The following is a 15,474-nucleotide window of genomic DNA, read 5'->3' as shown; positions in this document are numbered from 1 at the left end:
CTGCTCAGCTCGCGCGGAAGTGGTGAAGATACCGCCGACTCACGGGTAACACGTCCAAACGCGACCTCAGGTGCAACGTTCCGGTCTCGTTGTCGCCGCGCACCATGTGGCTCACCGCACGCAGGTTCACCACCACGGCGCGGTGCACCCGCACGAACTGATCGGGATCCAGCTGCGCCATCAGCTCCTTCAGCGGCGTTCGGACGAGCGCTTCGCCGCCGCGCCCGGTTTCGCCACGCCAGGCGATCCGCGTGTATTTCTCGTCGGAGCGCAGGTAGTCGATGTCCTCCACCGCGATCAGGCGCACATCGTTGCCCACTGACGCGCGCAACCAGCGCGCGTGCTGCCGCGACAGGCGTGCGAGCATCGGCGCGAGGTCCGCCATCGGCGAAGCGGCCTGCAGGCGCGCCTGCAAGCGCGCAACGGTGTCGGCCAGGCGCGCGCCTTCCACCGGTTTGACCAGGTAATCGATCGCGCCCTGTTCGAACGCCTGCACCGCATAACGATCGTAGGCAGTCACGAACACGACATGCGCGCGCCGCCCAATCGCGTGCGCGGCGTCGATGCCGTCGAGGCCGGGCATGTGCACGTCGAGGAAACACACGTCCGGGCGCAGCGCTTCGAACCGGTCCACCGCTTCGCGGCCATTGCGTGCCTGGGCGACGATCTCAAGCGACGGCCAGGCCTCGGCAAGCTGCCGCGCGAGCGCGCGTCGCAGCAACGGCTCGTCGTCGGCGATCAATGCGGTGGCCGCGATGCTCATCTTGGCGGTGCCGGCATCGGAAACACGAGTTCCGCAGTCGTGCCATGCGGCGGCAGCGGCGCCAACACCAGTCGGGCCTCATCGCCGAACGCGAGTTGCAGCCGTTCGCGCAGGTTCGACAAGCCCGTGCCTGCGTTGATCGTCGAAGCCACGCCCACGCCGGTGTCAGCCACCACGATGCGGCACTGCCCGCCCTGCACCGTCGCGCGCACATCGATGCGCCCGCCCTCTTCCGCCGGATCGATGCCGTGCCGCACCGCGTTCTCCACCAGGGTCAGTACGCTCGTCGGCGGGCACGGCACCTGCAGCGCGCCCGGCTCCGCATCCACCGACCACCGCAGACGGTCGGGCATGCGCATGTGCATCACTTCGAGGTACGCGCGCACCAGTTCCAGTTCCTGCGCCACCGTGGCGTTGGCTTCGTGCAAGCGCGGCACCGCTGCGCGCAGGTACGCGATGAGGCTGCCGAGCACCTCCGATGCCTGCGGCGAGCCCGCATCCACTAGTTCGCGCACGTTCGCGAGCGTGTTGAACAGGAAATGCGGCTCGACCTGCGCCTGCAACAACCGCAGCCGCGCGTCCAGCGCATTGCGGTCGTACTCGCTGCGTTCCAGCTCGAAGGCCAGCGCCTGGCTGCGCGCCTTCCCGCTGATGTGCCGGTACAACGCGGACATCGCGATCCACGGCGCGACCAACAAGCCCATGAACGCGATGAAGCTGAAACCCTCCATGCGCGACTTTACCGACCACCAATGCACGTCGTGCGGCGTGGTGAAGGCGTACGAGAGCGCGGCCGCAACTGGAATGATCGCCGCCACGCCCGCCACCTGCAGGCCCCAGCGTGCGATCCAGCTGGGCAAGCGGCGCGGCCAGCGTTCGAACAGCCCGAACATGCAGAGCGCGGCCATGCCGACGAGGAACAGCCGCACCAGCAACAGCCAATACGAGGCGGTCCAGTTCGTCGACATCGGCAGGCTGACGACGAACGCCGCGATCGCCACCGTGCGCACGCGCTTCCAGCCGAACCAGGGTCCGGGCGTCGGCGCGGCAGGAACGCGGGTGTCGGGCATGGGACGACGATACCAGCGTGCCGCGCGCGGATCGTCGGCGGGGACCGTGCTTCGTCCACGCCAGGCCGTCGTTCGTCGCAATCCCCGTGGACGCCCCGCCGGCGCGCTTCCAGAGTCGCCGCAACAGAGAAGCAAGGGGACATCGCCATGCTGCTGCGCTGGCTGCATATCACCGCCGGGCTCGTCGTGATCGTCGCCGGCGCATTTGCGCTGTTCGCGAAGAAGGGCTCGCGGCTGCATCGAAGCGCGGGCACCGTCTTCTTCGTCGCGATGGTGACGTTGACGGCGACCGGCGCCATCGCCGCCACGTTCGTGCATCCCAACCGCGGCAACGTAGTCGCCGCGTTCTCGACGTTCTACCTCGTCACGACCGCGTGGCTCACGGTGAAGCGCGATGTCGTGGCCGCGCGCGGCTGGTACGTCGCGTTGATGGCGTTGGGGTTCGCCACGGGCCTTCGTGCCTTGTCGCTCGGGGTGCTCGCCGTGCGGCATGGCCCGGTGGACCAGTTCCCGCCCGCACCGTTCTTCCTGTTCGCACTCGTCGTGCTGTCGGCCGCGGCACTCGACGCGCGTCTCCTGGTAGCCGGCCACATCGCCGGCGCCCAACGCCTCGTGCGCCACCTCTGGCGCATGGGCATGGCGTACTGGATCGCGACCGCGTCGCTGTTCCTCGGCCAGGCGAAGTTCTTCCCCGCGCCGATCCGGGCCTCCGGCTTGCTCGTCGTGCCCGTGCTGCTCGTCGCGGGCACGACGCTGTACTGGCTGGTGCGCACGCTGCGGGGGCGCAAGGCGATGCGATCCGTCGCGAAAGCGACCCAGGGAACGTGACCGGGACGCTCAGTTTTTTTCTTGCTGCGCCGCCCGCGCCAGCAGCACGAGGAAGATCGCGAGCACCAGCGCCGACACCACCAGCAATGCGATCAGGCTTCCGACGTACGCGGGCACGATCGACGCCTGCAGGCTTCCCGCCGCCCCCGCGCCCGTTGCGATCGCGGAGACGCCAAGCAACGCAAAGATCGCCGACGGGAAGAACTTCACGCGCGGCGGAAACCCGCGCAAGGTCAGGCGCCGTCCGCGCCATGCCATCACGCCTCCGAGCACGCTGATGTAGGCAAACGCGACGACGCTTGCGACGCGATACACGCGCAGGGTGGTCCAGTCGAACAACGCCAGCCACGCCGGCAGCAACCCGAGCACGAGCGCGCCGATGCTCGCCCCCAGCATCCACGACAGCGACCAGATGTCGCGCGGATGCCAGCCCTCCGGCGAGGCCGTGCGGATCGCGGCGATCAGGCCCGAGAACCCGGCGAGCGCGACGCCGAGTTGCGTGATGGCGATGAGCAGGTCCGACGCAGGCATACCCCGGCCAACGTCGCCGCGGGCACGGAAGCGGTCATCGCCCGCCGTTGAAGGCCGCCGCGGATTCGGATTGAATCGCGCGATTCGCGCCAGCCCGGACCGGAGACACGCCACGCCCATGGAGCACCTCGCCCACCTTTCCACGTTCGTCTCGCTGATCTACGGCCTGGGCGTGGCCAACGTGCTCGCGCACATCGCCTCGCTGATCAAGCGCGGGCGCAGCGCGGACTGGTACTGGATCCACACGGTGTGGAGCGCGTTCCTGCTGATCGCGATGGCGAGTTTCTGGTGGATGCTGCAGGCCTGGGCCGCGGTGCCGCACATCGGGTATCTCAGTTACCTGAGCATGCTGCTGATCCCGTCGCTGCTTTTCGTGATGTCGGACCTGATGTTCCCGGACCGCGGCGGCGCCGGCGTCGTGAGCCTCAAGGCCCATTTTTTCGCCATCAAGCGCCCGCTGTTCCTGTTGCTGCTCGCGTTGCTGGTGTCCGACGAAATCGACACGGTGCAGAAGGGTTGGCAACACGTGATCGACCTGGGCCCGTTGTACTGGGGCTCGCAGGTGTTCTGGCTCACCGGGTGCCTGGTGTGTGCCCGCTCGGAAAGCGAGCGCGTGCAGGGCGTCTTCGCGGCCGTGTCGTTCGTGTTGTTCCTCGGCGCGATGTACAACGGGCTGGCGGCGGTGTAACCGGGTCACCTCGCACTCATCCGCCAGGGCGCACCGTGTCGGTCGATCGTTGCGCCCCTGCGCGACCGCACGCACCCAGGCGCACCGATGCCCCGCTTGTCCTCCCGCCTTCCCGCGCGCGCTTCGCGCTGGTTCGCCGCCCTGTCCCGCGCCTGGCAGGCGCCGCGCGCATCGCAGTCCTTCACGCTGCGCGAGTTGCTGCGCACGCTGGAAAGCGCCGGCCCGCGCGATACGCCCCCGCCGCCACGCCTGGCGCGGTTGCTGGCGAAGGTCTCCGGCGATCTCGCCGTGGCGGTGCGCGATCCGGAACGACGCGGCGGCCCGGACACGCTGCGGCCGCTCGCGACGTGGAAATCGCGCTACAGCCACCTCGATCGCTACCTGCCGCGCGCCTGAGACCGCTCCAGGCCCAGCCGTCACCACCCCGTAATGCCCCGCGGCGCATGTTGCACGGGCACCGAGCGACACGCGCCACTTCGCTCCGGCGGCACTCATCGAAATTGCGATCCCGCCTTTGAGCCTCCTCCTGCGCATGCAGGCAATGGCCACGGCCAAACGGATCCGGTCAACGGATCCCATTCGCAAGGATCACACCATGAGCAACGACACCAAGCCGGAAATCACCGGTACCAAGCCGGCCACGCCGGAAGTCTCCAAGGTCGACGCAACGGACCCCAAGTTCGCTGCCGCGCCGAAGGCGATGAGCGATGCCGACAAGAAGTCGCTGGAAGAAGGCAACAAGGGTTCGTCGACCGCGCCGGCTTCCAACCGCTGAAACGACATCGCACGCTCCCGGGTGCTTCGGCATCCGTGATGCGTGAAGCGTCAACGAAAGGCCCTCGCTTCGGCGGGGGCTTTTTCGTTGCGTCACTGCATCGAGTGCAAACCGATCATGTTGCCGTCGGGATCGGTCACGAGCGAAATGAAGCCATGCTCGCCGATGGAAAACTTGTGCTTGAAGACCTTGCCGCCGTTTTCCGACGCACGTTTCTCTTCGTTCGCGCAGTCCTCGCACATGAAGTACACGATCGTGCTGTTGCCGCCCGACGGAAAGCCTTTCATGCAGACGAGCGCGCCGGTGCTGCCGTTGCTGTTCGCGAACGCGGGGAACGACCACATCTGCAGTTCCGATGTCTCCAGTTGCTGGAACTGCGTTTCGAACACGGCGCCGTAGAACGCCTTCGCGCGTTCCATGTCCTGCACGTAGATCTCGAACCAGCCGACGGGATTGCGGTCCATGGCGGCCTCCGGTCGTTGCGGGGCCGGGATGCTACTGCCCAGGGCGTTCCAGCGACGTCAGCGAACCCCGCCCCGGCCGCCGCGAGGCCGCCAGTTGCGCGCCCGCAGCGATGGGCGCAGGCTCCGCCGAACGCCGCGAGGGGGAATGCACGCATGGAACCGGTCCTGCCGTTGACGCATCCGTTCACGCTCTTCCACACGGCCCTGAGCCTGGTCGCGATCCTCGCAGGCCTCGTCGTCGCGAAAGGCCTGCTGCGCAACCAGGCGATGCCGGGGTGGACCTCGCTCTTCCTGTCCACCGCGGTACTCACCACGGCCACCGGCTTCCTGTTTCCCTTCCGCGGCTTCACGCCGGCGTTGGGAACCGGGGTCGTGTCGTCGGGCGTGCTCGCGCTGACGCTGATCGCGTTGTACGGGCAACGCCTCGCCGGACCGTGGCGCGCGATCTACGTCATCGGCGCGATGGTCTCGGTGTACCTCAACGTGTTCGTGCTGGTCGTGCAGCTGTTCCTGAAGGTGCCCGCGCTGCACGCGCTGGCGCCGACGCAGAAGGAGCCGCCGTTCGGGATCGCGCAAGGCCTCGTGCTGGTGCTGTTCGTCGTGTTGACGGTGCTCGCGGTACGGCGCTTCCACCCGCGCGTCGAGGCCACCGCGCCGGCGCCGGTCAGAAATCCGTCGTGATGTGCACCACCGCCATTTCGCGCGCCTGCGGGCCATGCCCGAATTCGAGCGGGGCGCCGGGCGACGTGGCGCGCGCGGCGCGCGTCACGTGCACCTGCTCGACGACGTAGACGCGGAACGGCGTCGTGCGTTGTCGCGTTCCTTCGTCGCAGCAGAAACAGACGAGTTCGAGCCCACCGTCGAGTCCAGCGAGGCGACTGCGCAGTTGGTCGACGGTCATGGGGGCTGATTCGCGGGACATCGCTGGATATTACGGACGGTGGCGTTTGCAACGGTCGATGAAATCGTCACCCGCTCGGTGTATTGCGTTCCCCCGTCAGGGGGAGGCGGGAAACCGGCCGTGAAACTCCTCCCCGCCGCCGTCCTGTTCGTGCACGACGTCGCGCGCATGACGGCGTTCTATCGCGAGCTGGCGGGCATGCAGCGCGTGCACGGCGACGATCGCCACGCGGTGCTCGAATGCGACGGCTTCCAGCTCACGATCCACGCCATCCACGGTGCGGGCACCGACTTCTCCACGCGCGAAGACAGCTATCTCAAGCTGTGTTTCCCCGTCGATGACCTGGCCGCGGCGCGCGTGCGCACGCGCGAACTCGGCGGCGAACTCTGGCCGCCGGAGCGCGAGTGGCAAGCGCGGGGATTCCGCGCATGCGATGGCCGTGATCCGGAAGGCAACGTCTTCCAGCTGCGGATGCCCGCGCCGTGAGCGACGACTTCGACTTCGAATGCCTCGACGCGGAGCGCCGCTTCGCGTTGTTCAACCTGTCCGGTGCGATCGCGCTGCACGAAGGCGTGGCGCGCGTCGCCAAGGTCATCGCCGCGGCCACGGCGCGCGGCTACCACGGCCTGGTCGTGGACATCCGCGGGATTGCCGGCTTCGAACCGCCGGGCGTCGGCGCGCGCCACGAGATGGTGCGCACGTGGGCCGCGGTGGCCGGCCCGCGGTTGCGCCTGGTGATGGTCACGCGCCCGGAGTTCATCGACCCGGAGCGGTTCGCGATGGTGGCGGCGCGCAACTTCGGCCTGGTGGCCAACGTGTTCGAAACCCGGGCCGAAGCGCTGTACTGGCTGCGCAGCGAAAGCCTCCTCGATCCCTGATCCGGCGCGTGCCCGGGTCGTGTGAGATTCCGCCCGCTGCCGCGTATCACCCAGCAAGCCCCGCCGGACACGAGCCGCCTTGACCGCCACGCCGCCACCGCCGACGACTTCCCTGCCCTGCTTGAAGCCCATCGCGGGATCGTGCTGAAAGTCGCCGCCGCCTTCCGGCAGGCACCGCACGATCGCGCCGACCTCGCGCAGGACATCGCGCTGCGCCTGTGGCAGGCGTGGCCCGGTTACGACCCCGCGCGCCCGTTCTCGACGTGGATGTATCGCATTGCATTGAACGTGGCGATCTCGCAGCAACGCCGCGAACGCCCGCGCACGCACGCCGCGCTCGACGACCTGCAGGACGAACCCGCGGGCGACACCGACGTCGACTTCGCCGCGCGCCAGCAACTCGCGCTGGTGCAACGCGCGATGGCCACGCTCGTGCCGCTCGACCGCGCGCTGTTGCTGCTGCACCTGGAAGGCTGCAGCCATCGCGAGACCGCCGAGGTGCTCGGCACGAGCGAAGGCAACGTCGCCACGCGCCTGAACCGCATCAAGGATCAATTGCGCCGCAGCGTCGGCGCCGAACGAGGAGACGCATGATGGAACTGCAGGACCTGCAAGCCGCCTGGCAATCCGCCACGCAAAAGCTTGAAACGCAAACGCTGCGCCTGGCGGAACTGGAAGGCCATGCCTTGCGCCATCGCGTGCACGGGCGGCTGGGCCTGGTGTCGCTGGGACAGTGGATCGAACTGGCGGTCGGCATCGCCATCGCGGTGTGGGCGGGCGGGTACTGGTTCGACCACCTCGGCACGCCGCACCTGGTTGCGTACGGCGTCGCGGTGCACCTGTATGGCATCGCGCTGATCGCGATGGCCACGACGCAACTGGTGAAGCTGGCCGCGATCGACTGGACGCAACCCGTGGCGCAGGTGCATGCGCGCGTGCTGGACGTGCGCCGCCAGCGCATCCGCGGCGAGCGCGTGTTGCTCCTCGTCGGTGCGATCGCCTGGGCGCCGCTGCTGTTCATCGGCTTGAACGCGATCGGCCTGGATGTGTGGCGTTACCAGCCGATGTACGTGCTTGCCAATCTGGCGTTCGGTGCGGTGCTTGCGATCGCCGCGGCGTGGGCGATGCGGCGCTGGCCGTCGTGGCTGGAGACGTCCGCGGTGGGGGGCCGGTTGCAGCAGGTCGAACGCGAATTGCGCGACGCCCGGGAATTCACGCAGGGCTGACCGCGCGGCGTTTCAGCACCGCACGTTGCAACACCGCGCCCAGCAACATCGCCGGCACGAACACCCACGCGGTCCACGCCCCACCCGCGGCGCCGACGAGTACGGGGGCCGGGCAGTAGCCCGCCAGCCCCCAGCCCACGCCGAAGACGACGGCGCCGACGACGAGGTCGCGATCGACGAGCGTGTACGTCGGCAGGTGGAAGTCCGCATCGAACACGGGGCGATCGCGGCGCAGCACGAACCGGAACGCGATCGCCGTCGTGCCCGTCGCGCCGAGCATCACGCACAGCAAGGTCGGGTTCCATTCGCCCGCGACATCGAGGAAACCGAGCACGACATCGGGATCGGTCATCCCGCCGATCACCAGGCCGACGCCGAACAACGCGCCCGCAAGCAACGCCGCCAGGATCCGGTTCATGCGGCCCCCGCAACGTGCCGCAGCACGAACACCGTGGCCATCCCCGACGCGACGAACAGCACCGTCGCCACGAGCGAGCGCTTCGACATCCGGCCGATGCCGCACACGCCATGCCCGCTCGTGCAGCCACCGCCGAGCCGCGTGCCGTAACCGACGAGCAGCCCCGCCACCGCCACCACCGCGAACGGTGCGGGCGAAAGCGCGACCTGCCCGGTCGCGCGCATCGCGATGCCGCCGGCGATCATCAATCCTGCGAGGAAGGCCCAGCGCCACGCCGATTCGCCGCGCGGGTTGCGTTGCAGGGCAGCGTTGAAGGTGATCCCGCTGACGCCCGCGATCCGCCCGTTGAGCAACAACAACAAGGTGGCCGCGATCCCGATGAGCACGCCCCCGAGCAAGCCTGCTTGCCACGACGCCATCGCACGCTCCCACCGATGTGTTGCGGCATCTTCGCACTCCACGCAGTCGCCGCACAGCGCGCGCGTCCCCCGCATGGGTGTCCCCTGTCCGCTGCGCATCGCGTCCGCGTTGCTTCTGTTGGCGGGCCACTTCCGCCAGGAGATTTCCCCATGAAACCAAACTCTTCCGTGCGCACCTGCGCACTCGCGATCGCGCTCGCCATTGCGGCATCCACGGCAAGCGCCGGCCAGTCCGATCCGTTGTTGCGCGCCGCAGACCTCGTCCGCGTGGAGGCCGCGCAGTCCATCAGCGTGTCGGTCTTCGCCAAGGGACTCAACAATCCGCGCGGCCTGAAATTCGGACCCGACGGCAATCTCTATGTCGCCGAAGGCGGCACCGGCGGCACGGGGTCGACCACGCCTGCGCAATGCACGCAGGTCGTCCCGCCCGTGGGCCCGTACCTCGGCAGCAGCACGGGCGGTCGCATCTCGCGCATCGATTCGTCGGGCCACCGCACCACGGTGACGACCAACCTGCCCACCAGCACGACGGCGGCGACGCTCGGCTCGCTCGTCAGTGGCGTGGCGGACGTCGCGTTCGTGAACGGACAGCTGTATGCGCTGATCTCGGGCGGCGGTTGCTCGCATGGCGTGCGCAACCGCGACAACGCGATCGTGCGCATCGGCGCCGGGGGCGCGCCTTCGCTCGTCGCCAACCTGAGCGCGTACCAGAAGACGCATCCCACCGCGGTCGTCGAGCCGGCGGACTTCGAACCCGACGGCACGTGGTACAGCATGGTCGCGCGCGATGGCTGGCTGTACGCGGTGGAACCCAACCACGGCGAACTCGTGCGCGTGTCGGCCAGCACCGGCGCGATCCAGCGCGTGATCGACATCTCCGCGCACGTCGGCCACGTGGTGCCGACGGCGCTCGCGCGCCATGGCGGCTACTGGTACATCGGGAACCTCAACTTCTTCCCGATCGTCGACAACTCCTCGCGCGTGTGGCGCCTGTTGTCGAACCCGACGCGCCTGCAGGTCGTCGCGCAAGGCACCACGATCCTGGGCCTGGCGTTCGACGCGAAGGACAACCTGTACATCCTGCAGAACACCAGCGGGAACCCGGATCCCACGCCGGGCGCGGGCAGCATCGTGCGCATCCGGCCGGGCGGCGGCCCGGAAACCATCGTGAGCGGCCTCACCCTGCCGACCGCGATGACGATGGGACCGGACGGCGACCTCTACGTCTCGCACATCGGCTTCGGTCCGCCGATCCCGGGCGTGGGCGAAGTGCTGCGCGTGGACCTGTGACCGCATGACCCCTGCCGCGGTGTGAAGGCATCTTCACATCGCGGCTCGGCATCCTGCCCAACCTCGTGCGCCTGCGCCCGGGGTTCCGTGGACAGGGGTGATGGGGATGCCGAGCAAGTTTCGGGGCGTCGCGTTGGCGTGGGCGTGCAGCCTTGCCGCGCCTTGCTTCGCGCAATCGACCACCAACGAAGACCTCGCGCGCCTGGCGAACCTGCCGCTCGAGGAACTCGTCAACACGCGCGTGACGTCGATTTCCGGGCGGCCGGGCACGCGTTTCACCACGCCCGCCGCGGTCAGCGTCATTTCCGCCGAGGACATCCGCCGCAGCGGCGCACGCAGCGTCGTCGAAGCGCTGCGCCTGGTCCCCGGCTTCTACGTTGCGCAGATCAATGCCGGCAGCTGGATCGCGGGCGCGCGCGGGCTGGCGGGCTCGGCGCTCACGGCCAACCGATACCTGGTGATGGTCGACGGGCGCTCGGTGTACGACCCGCTCACCTCCACGACCTGGTGGGATTCGCTGGACCTGCCCTTGTCCGAGATCGACCGCATCGAAGTCGTCCGCGGCCCCGGTGCGTCGTTGTGGGGCGTCAACGCGATGCAGGGCGTGATCCAGATCGTGACCAAACGCGCCGCCGAAACGCAGGGCGCGTTCGTGAAGGCCAAGCTGGGCACGAACGGCAACGACTCCGTGCTGGCGCGTTACGGCGCGTCGCCGAGCGAGACCACCAGTTACCGCGTGTACGCGAAGTACGAACACCACGGGGCCTTCGAAGACGTCAACGGGCGCTCGATCGAAGACCAGTGGGCCTCGTTGCGCGGCGGCTTCCGCGTCGATGGCGCGCTCACGCCGCAGACCACGTTCACCGTGCAGGGCGACGCCTACATGCACCCGCAGGCGCATGCGACCGTGCAGATCCCGGTGTTCGGCCAGGATCGCCGCTTCATGACCGCCAGCGGCGACGACACGGTCGAGGGCGGCTCCTTGCTGTTCCGCGCATTGCACGGGTTCGAGGACGAACGCGGCTGGCTGTTGCGCGCCTGGACGGCCCGCACGGTGCGCGACAACGCGCGCTTCGGCGTGGCACGCAACACCTTCGACGTGGAATACCGGCGCTGGCTGCCGTGGGGCGAGCAGAACCAGTTCATCTGGGGCCTGCAGTACGACGTGACGCGCGACAACGTGCGCAACGGCGCGCAACTGTTCGTCGATCCGACGCGGCGCACGTGGAGCACGCTCAACGCGTTCGTGCAGAACACCACCGAGCTCGTGCCCGAACGCCTGTTCCTGATGCTGGGCACGAAGGTGACCGACCACGCGTTCGTGAAGCCGCAGTGGCAACCCAACGTGCGCGCGTGGTGGACGCCGAGCGAACGCCAGACGCTGTGGTTCTCGGCGGCGCGCCCGGTGCGCGTGCCATCGCGCTTCGAGGAAAACGGTGCGCTGGTGTTCTCGTGGTTCGACGTGGGCGCGGTGACCACCGGCACGCCGAACGGCAACATCCTGCCCATCGCACTCGCAGGCAACGACCAGCTGCGTCCCGAGCGCATGGTGGCGCTGGAAGCGGGCCATCGCTGGCAGGTCACCGATCGCTGGGCGATCGATACCGCGCTGTTCCACCACGACCACCAGCGCCTGATCGAACCGCCGCCCGCGGTCTTCGGCACGTTCACCGACAAGGCGAGCGGCGAATCCTGGGGCGGGGACTTCTCGGTGTCCGGGCGCATCACCGATCGCTGGCGCGTGGATGGCTCGTACAGCCGCCTGCGCGTGCGCATCGACGGCCCGGCCTTCCCGTTCGACGAGACCAGTTCGCCGTCGGAGCTCGCGCAGTTCCATTCGTACTACGACGTGCGCGACGACTTCGAATTCAACGCGGCCGTCTACCACGTGGGTCGCGTGCCGTTCAACGCGATCCCCGCCTACACGCGCACCGATATCGGGTTCACGTGGCGTCCGCGCCACGGGCTGGAACTCGCGTTGTGGGGACAGAACGTGTTCGACCCGAACCACGCGGAAGCCTCCGGCGCGCAGGTGCCGCGCACCGCCTACCTGCAGGTGACGTTCGACCTTGGCCACTGATCGACCCGCGCCGATGCCGTCGCGTGCAGCGTGGTGGATGCTGCTGGGCGCGATCGCGTGCCTGTTGCTGTCGCCGCCCGCGCGGCCGCAGCCGGTGCCGCGCGCGTTGCAGGTGGAAGCGGCGTTCCTGGTGAACTTCCTGCGCTACACCGACTGGCCGCCCGAACGCGCAGGCGTGGACGTGCCCTGGCGCATCGCGGTGGTCGGCAGCGCGGATGCGGCGGCCACGGTGCGCGCCGTCGCGGCGGCGGCGGGCCAGGTACGCGGGCGGCGGATCCAAGTGGAACTCGTCGCGCTCCCGCGCAGCGGCGCCGTGCAGGCCGGGCGACTGCGCGCAAGCCACCTGGTGTTCCTGCACGACGTGGAAGCCGACCGTCGCAACGACATCCTGCGCAGCGTCGCGGGCGCGCCGGTGCTCACCGTCGGCGACGACCGCGACTTCGCCGCGCGCGGCGGCATGCTCGGCATCGTGCGCATCGATGCGCGGCTGGGCATCGAAGCCAATCCAAAGGCGATCGACAACGGCGGCCTGCAGGTGAGCGCGAAGGTGCTCAAGCTGGCGCGCATCCGCCACGGGGACTTGCCGTGAGCGTGCACGTGCGCCGGCGGTTCAGCGACCAGATCGGGCGACTGGTGACGATCACGTGCGCCGTCGCGATCCTCTTCGTGTCGGGCGCACTCGCGCTGGCGAACCATCGCAACCTGCGCGCGGCGGCGTTCGATGCATTGCGCGCGCAGACGGAAATCGCGGCGATCAACAGCGGCGCGCCGCTCGTGTTCGGCGATCGCAACACGGCGAGCGAAGTGCTCGAAGCCTTCCGCGCCACGCCCAACGTCAGTTCCGCGACGCTGTACGACTTGCGCGGGCGTGCCTTCGCGCGCTACCGGCGCAACGGCGCCGACGACGAACCGCCCGCTGCGCGACAACTCGGCCTGAGCGAGACCGGCCACCACGCCATCGCCGTCGTGATGGTGCAGGAAGCCGGACAAGCGCTCGGCCGCCTGCAGGTGGTGTACGACCTGGACGCGCTCAACCGCGACCTGTGGCGCAACCTGCTCGTCGTCGCGGGCGTCGCACTGATGGCGCTGCTGCTGGTGGCGGCGATCGCGCGGCAACTGGCGCGCGTGGCCACGCGCCCGCTCGCGGACCTCACCCGCACCGCGCAACGCGTGTCCGACAGCCGCGACTACGCGCTGCGCGCCGAAGTGCCGCCGGGCGACGACGAGATCGGCGTATTCACGACGACGTTCAACGAAATGCTGGCGCAGATCGAACGCCAGGACCGCGACCTCAAGGCCTCGCGCGCGCAGGCCGAAGCCGCGAGCCAGGTGAAGGACGAATTCCTCGCCACGCTCTCGCACGAACTGCGCACGCCGATGACGCCGATCCTGGGTTGGGCGCAGATCCTCGGGCGCATCGCGCACGACGACCCGCGCATCCGCCAGGGCGCGGAGATCATCGAACGCAATGCGCATGCGCAGACGCGCATCGTCGACGACCTGCTCGACATGAGCCGCATCGTCGCCGGCAAGGTGCGCCTGCAGGTGCAGGCCGTGCGCATCGATGAAGTGCTCGCCGCTGCGCTGGATGCCGTGCGCGTGGCGGCCGACGTCCGCGAGATCACGATCCGCGTGGAAGCCTCGCCCGACCTGCCGCTGGTGCACGGCGATCCGCACCGCCTGCAGCAGGTGTTGTGGAATTTGTTGTCGAACGCGATCAAGTTCACGCCGCGCCACGGCGCCGTCGATGTGATCGCGCGCGCCGACGGCGACGTGCTGCGCGTCGTGGTGCGCGACAGCGGCGAAGGCATCGAGCCGGAATTCCTGCCGCACGTGTTCGATCGCTTCCGCCAGGCCGACAGTTCGATCACGCGGCCGCACGAAGGCCTGGGCCTGGGCCTGGCGATCGTGAAGCAGCTCGTCGAACTGCACGGCGGCAGCGTCGGCGTGCACAGCGACGGGCGCGGGCTCGGTGCGCGCTTCACCCTCGAGTTGCCGTTGCGGCGCGCGTTGCGCGACCAGGGGCCGGACGTGGTGCAGCTGGTGTCGTCCGACGTGGCGCCGCGCGTGCAGCCGTTGCGCGCCTTGCGCCTGCTGGTGGTGGAGAACGACGAAGACGCACGCGCCTGGCTGCGCCACGTGCTCACCGACCACGGCGCGCAGGTGCAGACCGCGGGGTCGGCGGAAGAAGCGCTGGCGTTGCTCGAACGCGCCGTGTCCAACCAGTCGCCGCCCGATGTGCTCGTGAGCGACATCGGCATGCCGGACGTGGACGGTTACGAATTCCTGCGTGCGGTGCGCCGCCTGCGCCCGGCGCGCGGCGGGCAGACGCCGGCGATCGCCGTCACGGCGTTCGCGCGGCCGGAAGACCGCGAGCGCGCGTTCGCCGCCGGATACCAGCGGCACCTCGGCAAGCCGATCGACGAACACGCGCTGGTGGGCGCGATCCTCAGCTTGCTGCCCACACCGGCGGCAAGCTGAGCGGACTCACTTTTTCTTCTTCGCGGGCTTGGCCTTGTCGGCCGCCGCGACTTTGTCGAGCGACATCGCCACCGATTCGGCGATCGTGACGACCACGGTGTCGCCGACCTTCGGCTTGGCGAGCACCGCGGGATCGGCCACCTCGATGGTCATCGAGTTGCCGTTGGGACCCTTCAGCGTGACGGTGTTCTTTTCGCGGTCGATCGCTTCGATCGTCGCGACGACGCGGATCATGCGGCCGGCACCGGCGGCGGGCGCGGCGTCGGTGGGCGCGCGGGCGCCGCCTTCGACCACGACCAGCGGGTCGGCTTTTTCCGCATCGGTGGGTGCGCGCAGTTCGGTGGTGACGCCGATGGTGTAGCGCGCGTGCACTTTGTCGCCGACGGCGAATTCGTCGAAGCGCTTCACGTCGGGGCCGGCCACGATTTCCGTGGTGGTGCCGTCGTCGAGCTTCAGGGTGACGGTGCGCGAGGCCTTGTCGATCGCGGCGATCGTGGCGGTGGCCTCGACCGACTGCTGCATGCTGCGCGGCGCGTCGGTGGTTTGCGGTTCGGGTTGCGGTTGGGCTTGCTGTGCGAAGGCGGGCACGCTGCAGAGCAGCAGGGCGCCGAGTACGAAGGCACACGGTGTCGGGCGGGCGTTCGAAGTCATGGACAAGGCTC

At 69.1% G+C, this 15,474-nt stretch carries 21 protein-coding genes; 13 read left to right on the top strand and 8 right to left on the bottom strand.

From position 1 onward, the window contains the following. Window positions 1-4 precede the first annotated feature (4 nt). Together LYSHEL_RS09895 and LYSHEL_RS09890 are read right to left on the bottom strand one after the other, a co-directional pair. Window positions 5-763 carry a LytR/AlgR family response regulator transcription factor gene (locus LYSHEL_RS09895; RefSeq protein ID WP_213433885.1) on the bottom strand — a complete coding sequence of 253 codons (759 nt, stop codon included), beginning with the start codon at window positions 761-763 and terminating at the stop codon, window positions 5-7. Beyond that, complete coding sequence (locus LYSHEL_RS09890; RefSeq protein WP_213433884.1) at window positions 760-1,833, bottom strand: sensor histidine kinase; 1,074 nt, start codon at window positions 1,831-1,833, stop codon at window positions 760-762. The genes LYSHEL_RS09895 and LYSHEL_RS09890 overlap by 4 nt, the downstream gene beginning before the upstream one ends. A gap of 147 nt (window positions 1,834-1,980) precedes the next feature. Between LYSHEL_RS09890 and LYSHEL_RS09885 the strand changes: the two genes are divergently transcribed. After that, on the top strand, window positions 1,981-2,661 hold the full coding sequence (locus LYSHEL_RS09885; RefSeq protein ID WP_213433883.1) for a DUF2306 domain-containing protein: 681 nt from the start codon (window positions 1,981-1,983) through the stop codon (window positions 2,659-2,661). Between the two features lie 9 nt (window positions 2,662-2,670). Here the strand turns inward: LYSHEL_RS09885 and LYSHEL_RS09880 are convergent, their stop codons facing one another. After that, window positions 2,671-3,192 carry a hypothetical protein gene (locus tag LYSHEL_RS09880; protein ID WP_213433882.1) on the bottom strand — a complete coding sequence of 174 codons (522 nt, stop codon included), beginning with the start codon at window positions 3,190-3,192 and terminating at the stop codon, window positions 2,671-2,673. A gap of 118 nt (window positions 3,193-3,310) precedes the next feature. Here LYSHEL_RS09880 and LYSHEL_RS09875 point away from each other — a divergent pair, with 118 nt between their 5' ends. The 3 genes from LYSHEL_RS09875 (at window position 3,311) to LYSHEL_RS09865 (ending at window position 4,655) form a co-directional block, all read left to right on the top strand. Then, window positions 3,311-3,880, top strand: coding sequence for a hypothetical protein (locus LYSHEL_RS09875; protein ID WP_213433881.1), 570 nt, complete (start codon window positions 3,311-3,313; stop codon window positions 3,878-3,880). Window positions 3,881-3,976: 96 nt separating this feature from the next. Then, window positions 3,977-4,276 carry a hypothetical protein gene (locus tag LYSHEL_RS09870; protein ID WP_213433880.1) on the top strand — a complete coding sequence of 100 codons (300 nt, stop codon included), beginning with the start codon at window positions 3,977-3,979 and terminating at the stop codon, window positions 4,274-4,276. A 199-nt stretch (window positions 4,277-4,475) separates the two neighbouring features. Further along, window positions 4,476-4,655 carry a hypothetical protein gene (locus LYSHEL_RS09865; protein WP_213433879.1) on the top strand — a complete coding sequence of 60 codons (180 nt, stop codon included), beginning with the start codon at window positions 4,476-4,478 and terminating at the stop codon, window positions 4,653-4,655. A gap of 92 nt (window positions 4,656-4,747) precedes the next feature. Here LYSHEL_RS09865 and LYSHEL_RS09860 read toward each other — a convergent pair whose 3' ends face one another. Beyond that, window positions 4,748-5,119, bottom strand: coding sequence for a VOC family protein (locus tag LYSHEL_RS09860; protein WP_213433878.1), 372 nt, complete (start codon window positions 5,117-5,119; stop codon window positions 4,748-4,750). 153 nt (window positions 5,120-5,272) lie between these two features. On the opposite strand from LYSHEL_RS09860, the gene LYSHEL_RS09855 reads away from it, so the two are divergent. Then, the gene (locus LYSHEL_RS09855) at window positions 5,273-5,800 is read left to right on the top strand and encodes a hypothetical protein (RefSeq protein ID WP_213433877.1); all 528 of its coding nucleotides are present in this window, start codon (window positions 5,273-5,275) and stop codon (window positions 5,798-5,800) included. Here LYSHEL_RS09855 and LYSHEL_RS09850 read toward each other — a convergent pair. Beyond that, the gene (locus LYSHEL_RS09850; protein WP_213433876.1) at window positions 5,784-6,020 is read right to left on the bottom strand and encodes a hypothetical protein; all 237 of its coding nucleotides are present in this window, start codon (window positions 6,018-6,020) and stop codon (window positions 5,784-5,786) included. The two genes, LYSHEL_RS09855 and LYSHEL_RS09850, sit on opposite strands and share 17 nt — an antisense overlap. Window positions 6,021-6,140: 120 nt before the next feature. Here LYSHEL_RS09850 and LYSHEL_RS09845 point away from each other — a divergent pair, with 120 nt between their 5' ends. The 4 genes from LYSHEL_RS09845 (at window position 6,141) to LYSHEL_RS09830 (ending at window position 8,124) form a co-directional block, all read left to right on the top strand. Next, window positions 6,141-6,506: a VOC family protein gene (locus LYSHEL_RS09845; protein WP_213433875.1), complete on the top strand. Its 366-nt coding sequence runs from the start codon at window positions 6,141-6,143 to the stop codon at window positions 6,504-6,506. Beyond that, complete coding sequence (locus tag LYSHEL_RS09840; protein ID WP_213433874.1) at window positions 6,503-6,898, top strand: hypothetical protein; 396 nt, start codon at window positions 6,503-6,505, stop codon at window positions 6,896-6,898. Before LYSHEL_RS09845 ends, LYSHEL_RS09840 begins: the two co-directional genes overlap by 4 nt. A gap of 138 nt (window positions 6,899-7,036) precedes the next feature. Beyond that, window positions 7,037-7,492, top strand: a complete 456-nt coding sequence (locus LYSHEL_RS09835) for an RNA polymerase sigma factor (RefSeq protein WP_407075184.1) — start codon at window positions 7,037-7,039, stop codon at window positions 7,490-7,492. Beyond that, window positions 7,489-8,124, top strand: a complete 636-nt coding sequence (locus LYSHEL_RS09830) for a hypothetical protein (RefSeq protein ID WP_213433873.1) — start codon at window positions 7,489-7,491, stop codon at window positions 8,122-8,124. The genes LYSHEL_RS09835 and LYSHEL_RS09830 overlap by 4 nt, the downstream gene beginning before the upstream one ends. Here LYSHEL_RS09830 and LYSHEL_RS09825 read toward each other — a convergent pair. Both LYSHEL_RS09825 and LYSHEL_RS09820 read right to left on the bottom strand, forming a co-directional pair. Continuing rightward, window positions 8,111-8,542, bottom strand: coding sequence for a DUF6691 family protein (locus LYSHEL_RS09825; RefSeq protein ID WP_213433872.1), 432 nt, complete (start codon window positions 8,540-8,542; stop codon window positions 8,111-8,113). The two genes, LYSHEL_RS09830 and LYSHEL_RS09825, sit on opposite strands and share 14 nt — an antisense overlap. Then, window positions 8,539-8,961, bottom strand: coding sequence for a YeeE/YedE family protein (locus tag LYSHEL_RS09820; RefSeq protein WP_213433871.1), 423 nt, complete (start codon window positions 8,959-8,961; stop codon window positions 8,539-8,541). Before LYSHEL_RS09820 ends, LYSHEL_RS09825 begins: the two co-directional genes overlap by 4 nt. Before the next feature lie 150 nt (window positions 8,962-9,111). Between LYSHEL_RS09820 and LYSHEL_RS09815 the strand changes: the two genes are divergently transcribed. The 4 genes from LYSHEL_RS09815 (at window position 9,112) to LYSHEL_RS09800 (ending at window position 14,812) form a co-directional block, all read left to right on the top strand. Continuing rightward, complete coding sequence (locus LYSHEL_RS09815; RefSeq protein WP_213433870.1) at window positions 9,112-10,251, top strand: ScyD/ScyE family protein; 1,140 nt, start codon at window positions 9,112-9,114, stop codon at window positions 10,249-10,251. A 106-nt stretch (window positions 10,252-10,357) separates the two neighbouring features. Beyond that, window positions 10,358-12,331, top strand: coding sequence for a TonB-dependent receptor plug domain-containing protein (locus LYSHEL_RS09810; RefSeq protein ID WP_213433869.1), 1,974 nt, complete (start codon window positions 10,358-10,360; stop codon window positions 12,329-12,331). After that, on the top strand, window positions 12,321-12,920 hold the full coding sequence (locus LYSHEL_RS09805; protein WP_213433868.1) for a YfiR family protein: 600 nt from the start codon (window positions 12,321-12,323) through the stop codon (window positions 12,918-12,920). The genes LYSHEL_RS09810 and LYSHEL_RS09805 overlap by 11 nt, the downstream gene beginning before the upstream one ends. Then, entirely contained in the window at window positions 12,917-14,812 is a 1,896-nt protein-coding gene (locus LYSHEL_RS09800; protein ID WP_213433867.1) for a hybrid sensor histidine kinase/response regulator, read from the top strand. The genes LYSHEL_RS09805 and LYSHEL_RS09800 overlap by 4 nt, the downstream gene beginning before the upstream one ends. Before the next feature lie 6 nt (window positions 14,813-14,818). On the opposite strand, the gene LYSHEL_RS09795 is transcribed toward LYSHEL_RS09800, so the two are convergent. Then, window positions 14,819-15,463, bottom strand: a complete 645-nt coding sequence (locus tag LYSHEL_RS09795; protein ID WP_213433866.1) for a hypothetical protein — start codon at window positions 15,461-15,463, stop codon at window positions 14,819-14,821. Window positions 15,464-15,474 lie beyond the last annotated feature (11 nt).

It is taken from the genome of Lysobacter helvus, from assembly GCF_018406645.1.
Taxonomy (GTDB): Bacteria; Pseudomonadota; Gammaproteobacteria; order Xanthomonadales; family Xanthomonadaceae; genus Noviluteimonas; species Noviluteimonas caseinilytica.
This window is presented reverse-complemented; position numbering and strand designations above follow the sequence as displayed.

Excerpts from the sequence above, each read along its gene's own strand:
- LYSHEL_RS09895 (WP_213433885.1), bottom strand. The coding sequence starts at position 763 with ATGAGCATCGCGGCCACCGCATTGATCGCCGACGACGAGCCGTTGCTG.
- LYSHEL_RS09890 (WP_213433884.1), bottom strand. The coding sequence starts at position 1,833 with ATGCCCGACACCCGCGTTCCTGCCGCGCCGACGCCCGGACCCTGGTTC.
- LYSHEL_RS09885 (WP_213433883.1), top strand. The coding sequence starts at position 1,981 with ATGCTGCTGCGCTGGCTGCATATCACCGCCGGGCTCGTCGTGATCGTC.
- LYSHEL_RS09880 (WP_213433882.1), bottom strand. The coding sequence starts at position 3,192 with ATGCCTGCGTCGGACCTGCTCATCGCCATCACGCAACTCGGCGTCGCG.
- LYSHEL_RS09875 (WP_213433881.1), top strand. The coding sequence starts at position 3,311 with ATGGAGCACCTCGCCCACCTTTCCACGTTCGTCTCGCTGATCTACGGC.
- LYSHEL_RS09865 (WP_213433879.1), top strand. The coding sequence starts at position 4,476 with ATGAGCAACGACACCAAGCCGGAAATCACCGGTACCAAGCCGGCCACG.
- LYSHEL_RS09860 (WP_213433878.1), bottom strand. The coding sequence starts at position 5,119 with ATGGACCGCAATCCCGTCGGCTGGTTCGAGATCTACGTGCAGGACATG.
- LYSHEL_RS09855 (WP_213433877.1), top strand. The coding sequence starts at position 5,273 with ATGGAACCGGTCCTGCCGTTGACGCATCCGTTCACGCTCTTCCACACG.
- LYSHEL_RS09850 (WP_213433876.1), bottom strand. The coding sequence starts at position 6,020 with ATGACCGTCGACCAACTGCGCAGTCGCCTCGCTGGACTCGACGGTGGG.
- LYSHEL_RS09830 (WP_213433873.1), top strand. The coding sequence starts at position 7,489 with ATGATGGAACTGCAGGACCTGCAAGCCGCCTGGCAATCCGCCACGCAA.
- LYSHEL_RS09825 (WP_213433872.1), bottom strand. The coding sequence starts at position 8,542 with ATGAACCGGATCCTGGCGGCGTTGCTTGCGGGCGCGTTGTTCGGCGTC.
- LYSHEL_RS09820 (WP_213433871.1), bottom strand. The coding sequence starts at position 8,961 with ATGGCGTCGTGGCAAGCAGGCTTGCTCGGGGGCGTGCTCATCGGGATC.
- LYSHEL_RS09815 (WP_213433870.1), top strand. The coding sequence starts at position 9,112 with ATGAAACCAAACTCTTCCGTGCGCACCTGCGCACTCGCGATCGCGCTC.
- LYSHEL_RS09810 (WP_213433869.1), top strand. The coding sequence starts at position 10,358 with ATGCCGAGCAAGTTTCGGGGCGTCGCGTTGGCGTGGGCGTGCAGCCTT.
- LYSHEL_RS09795 (WP_213433866.1), bottom strand. The coding sequence starts at position 15,463 with ATGACTTCGAACGCCCGCCCGACACCGTGTGCCTTCGTACTCGGCGCC.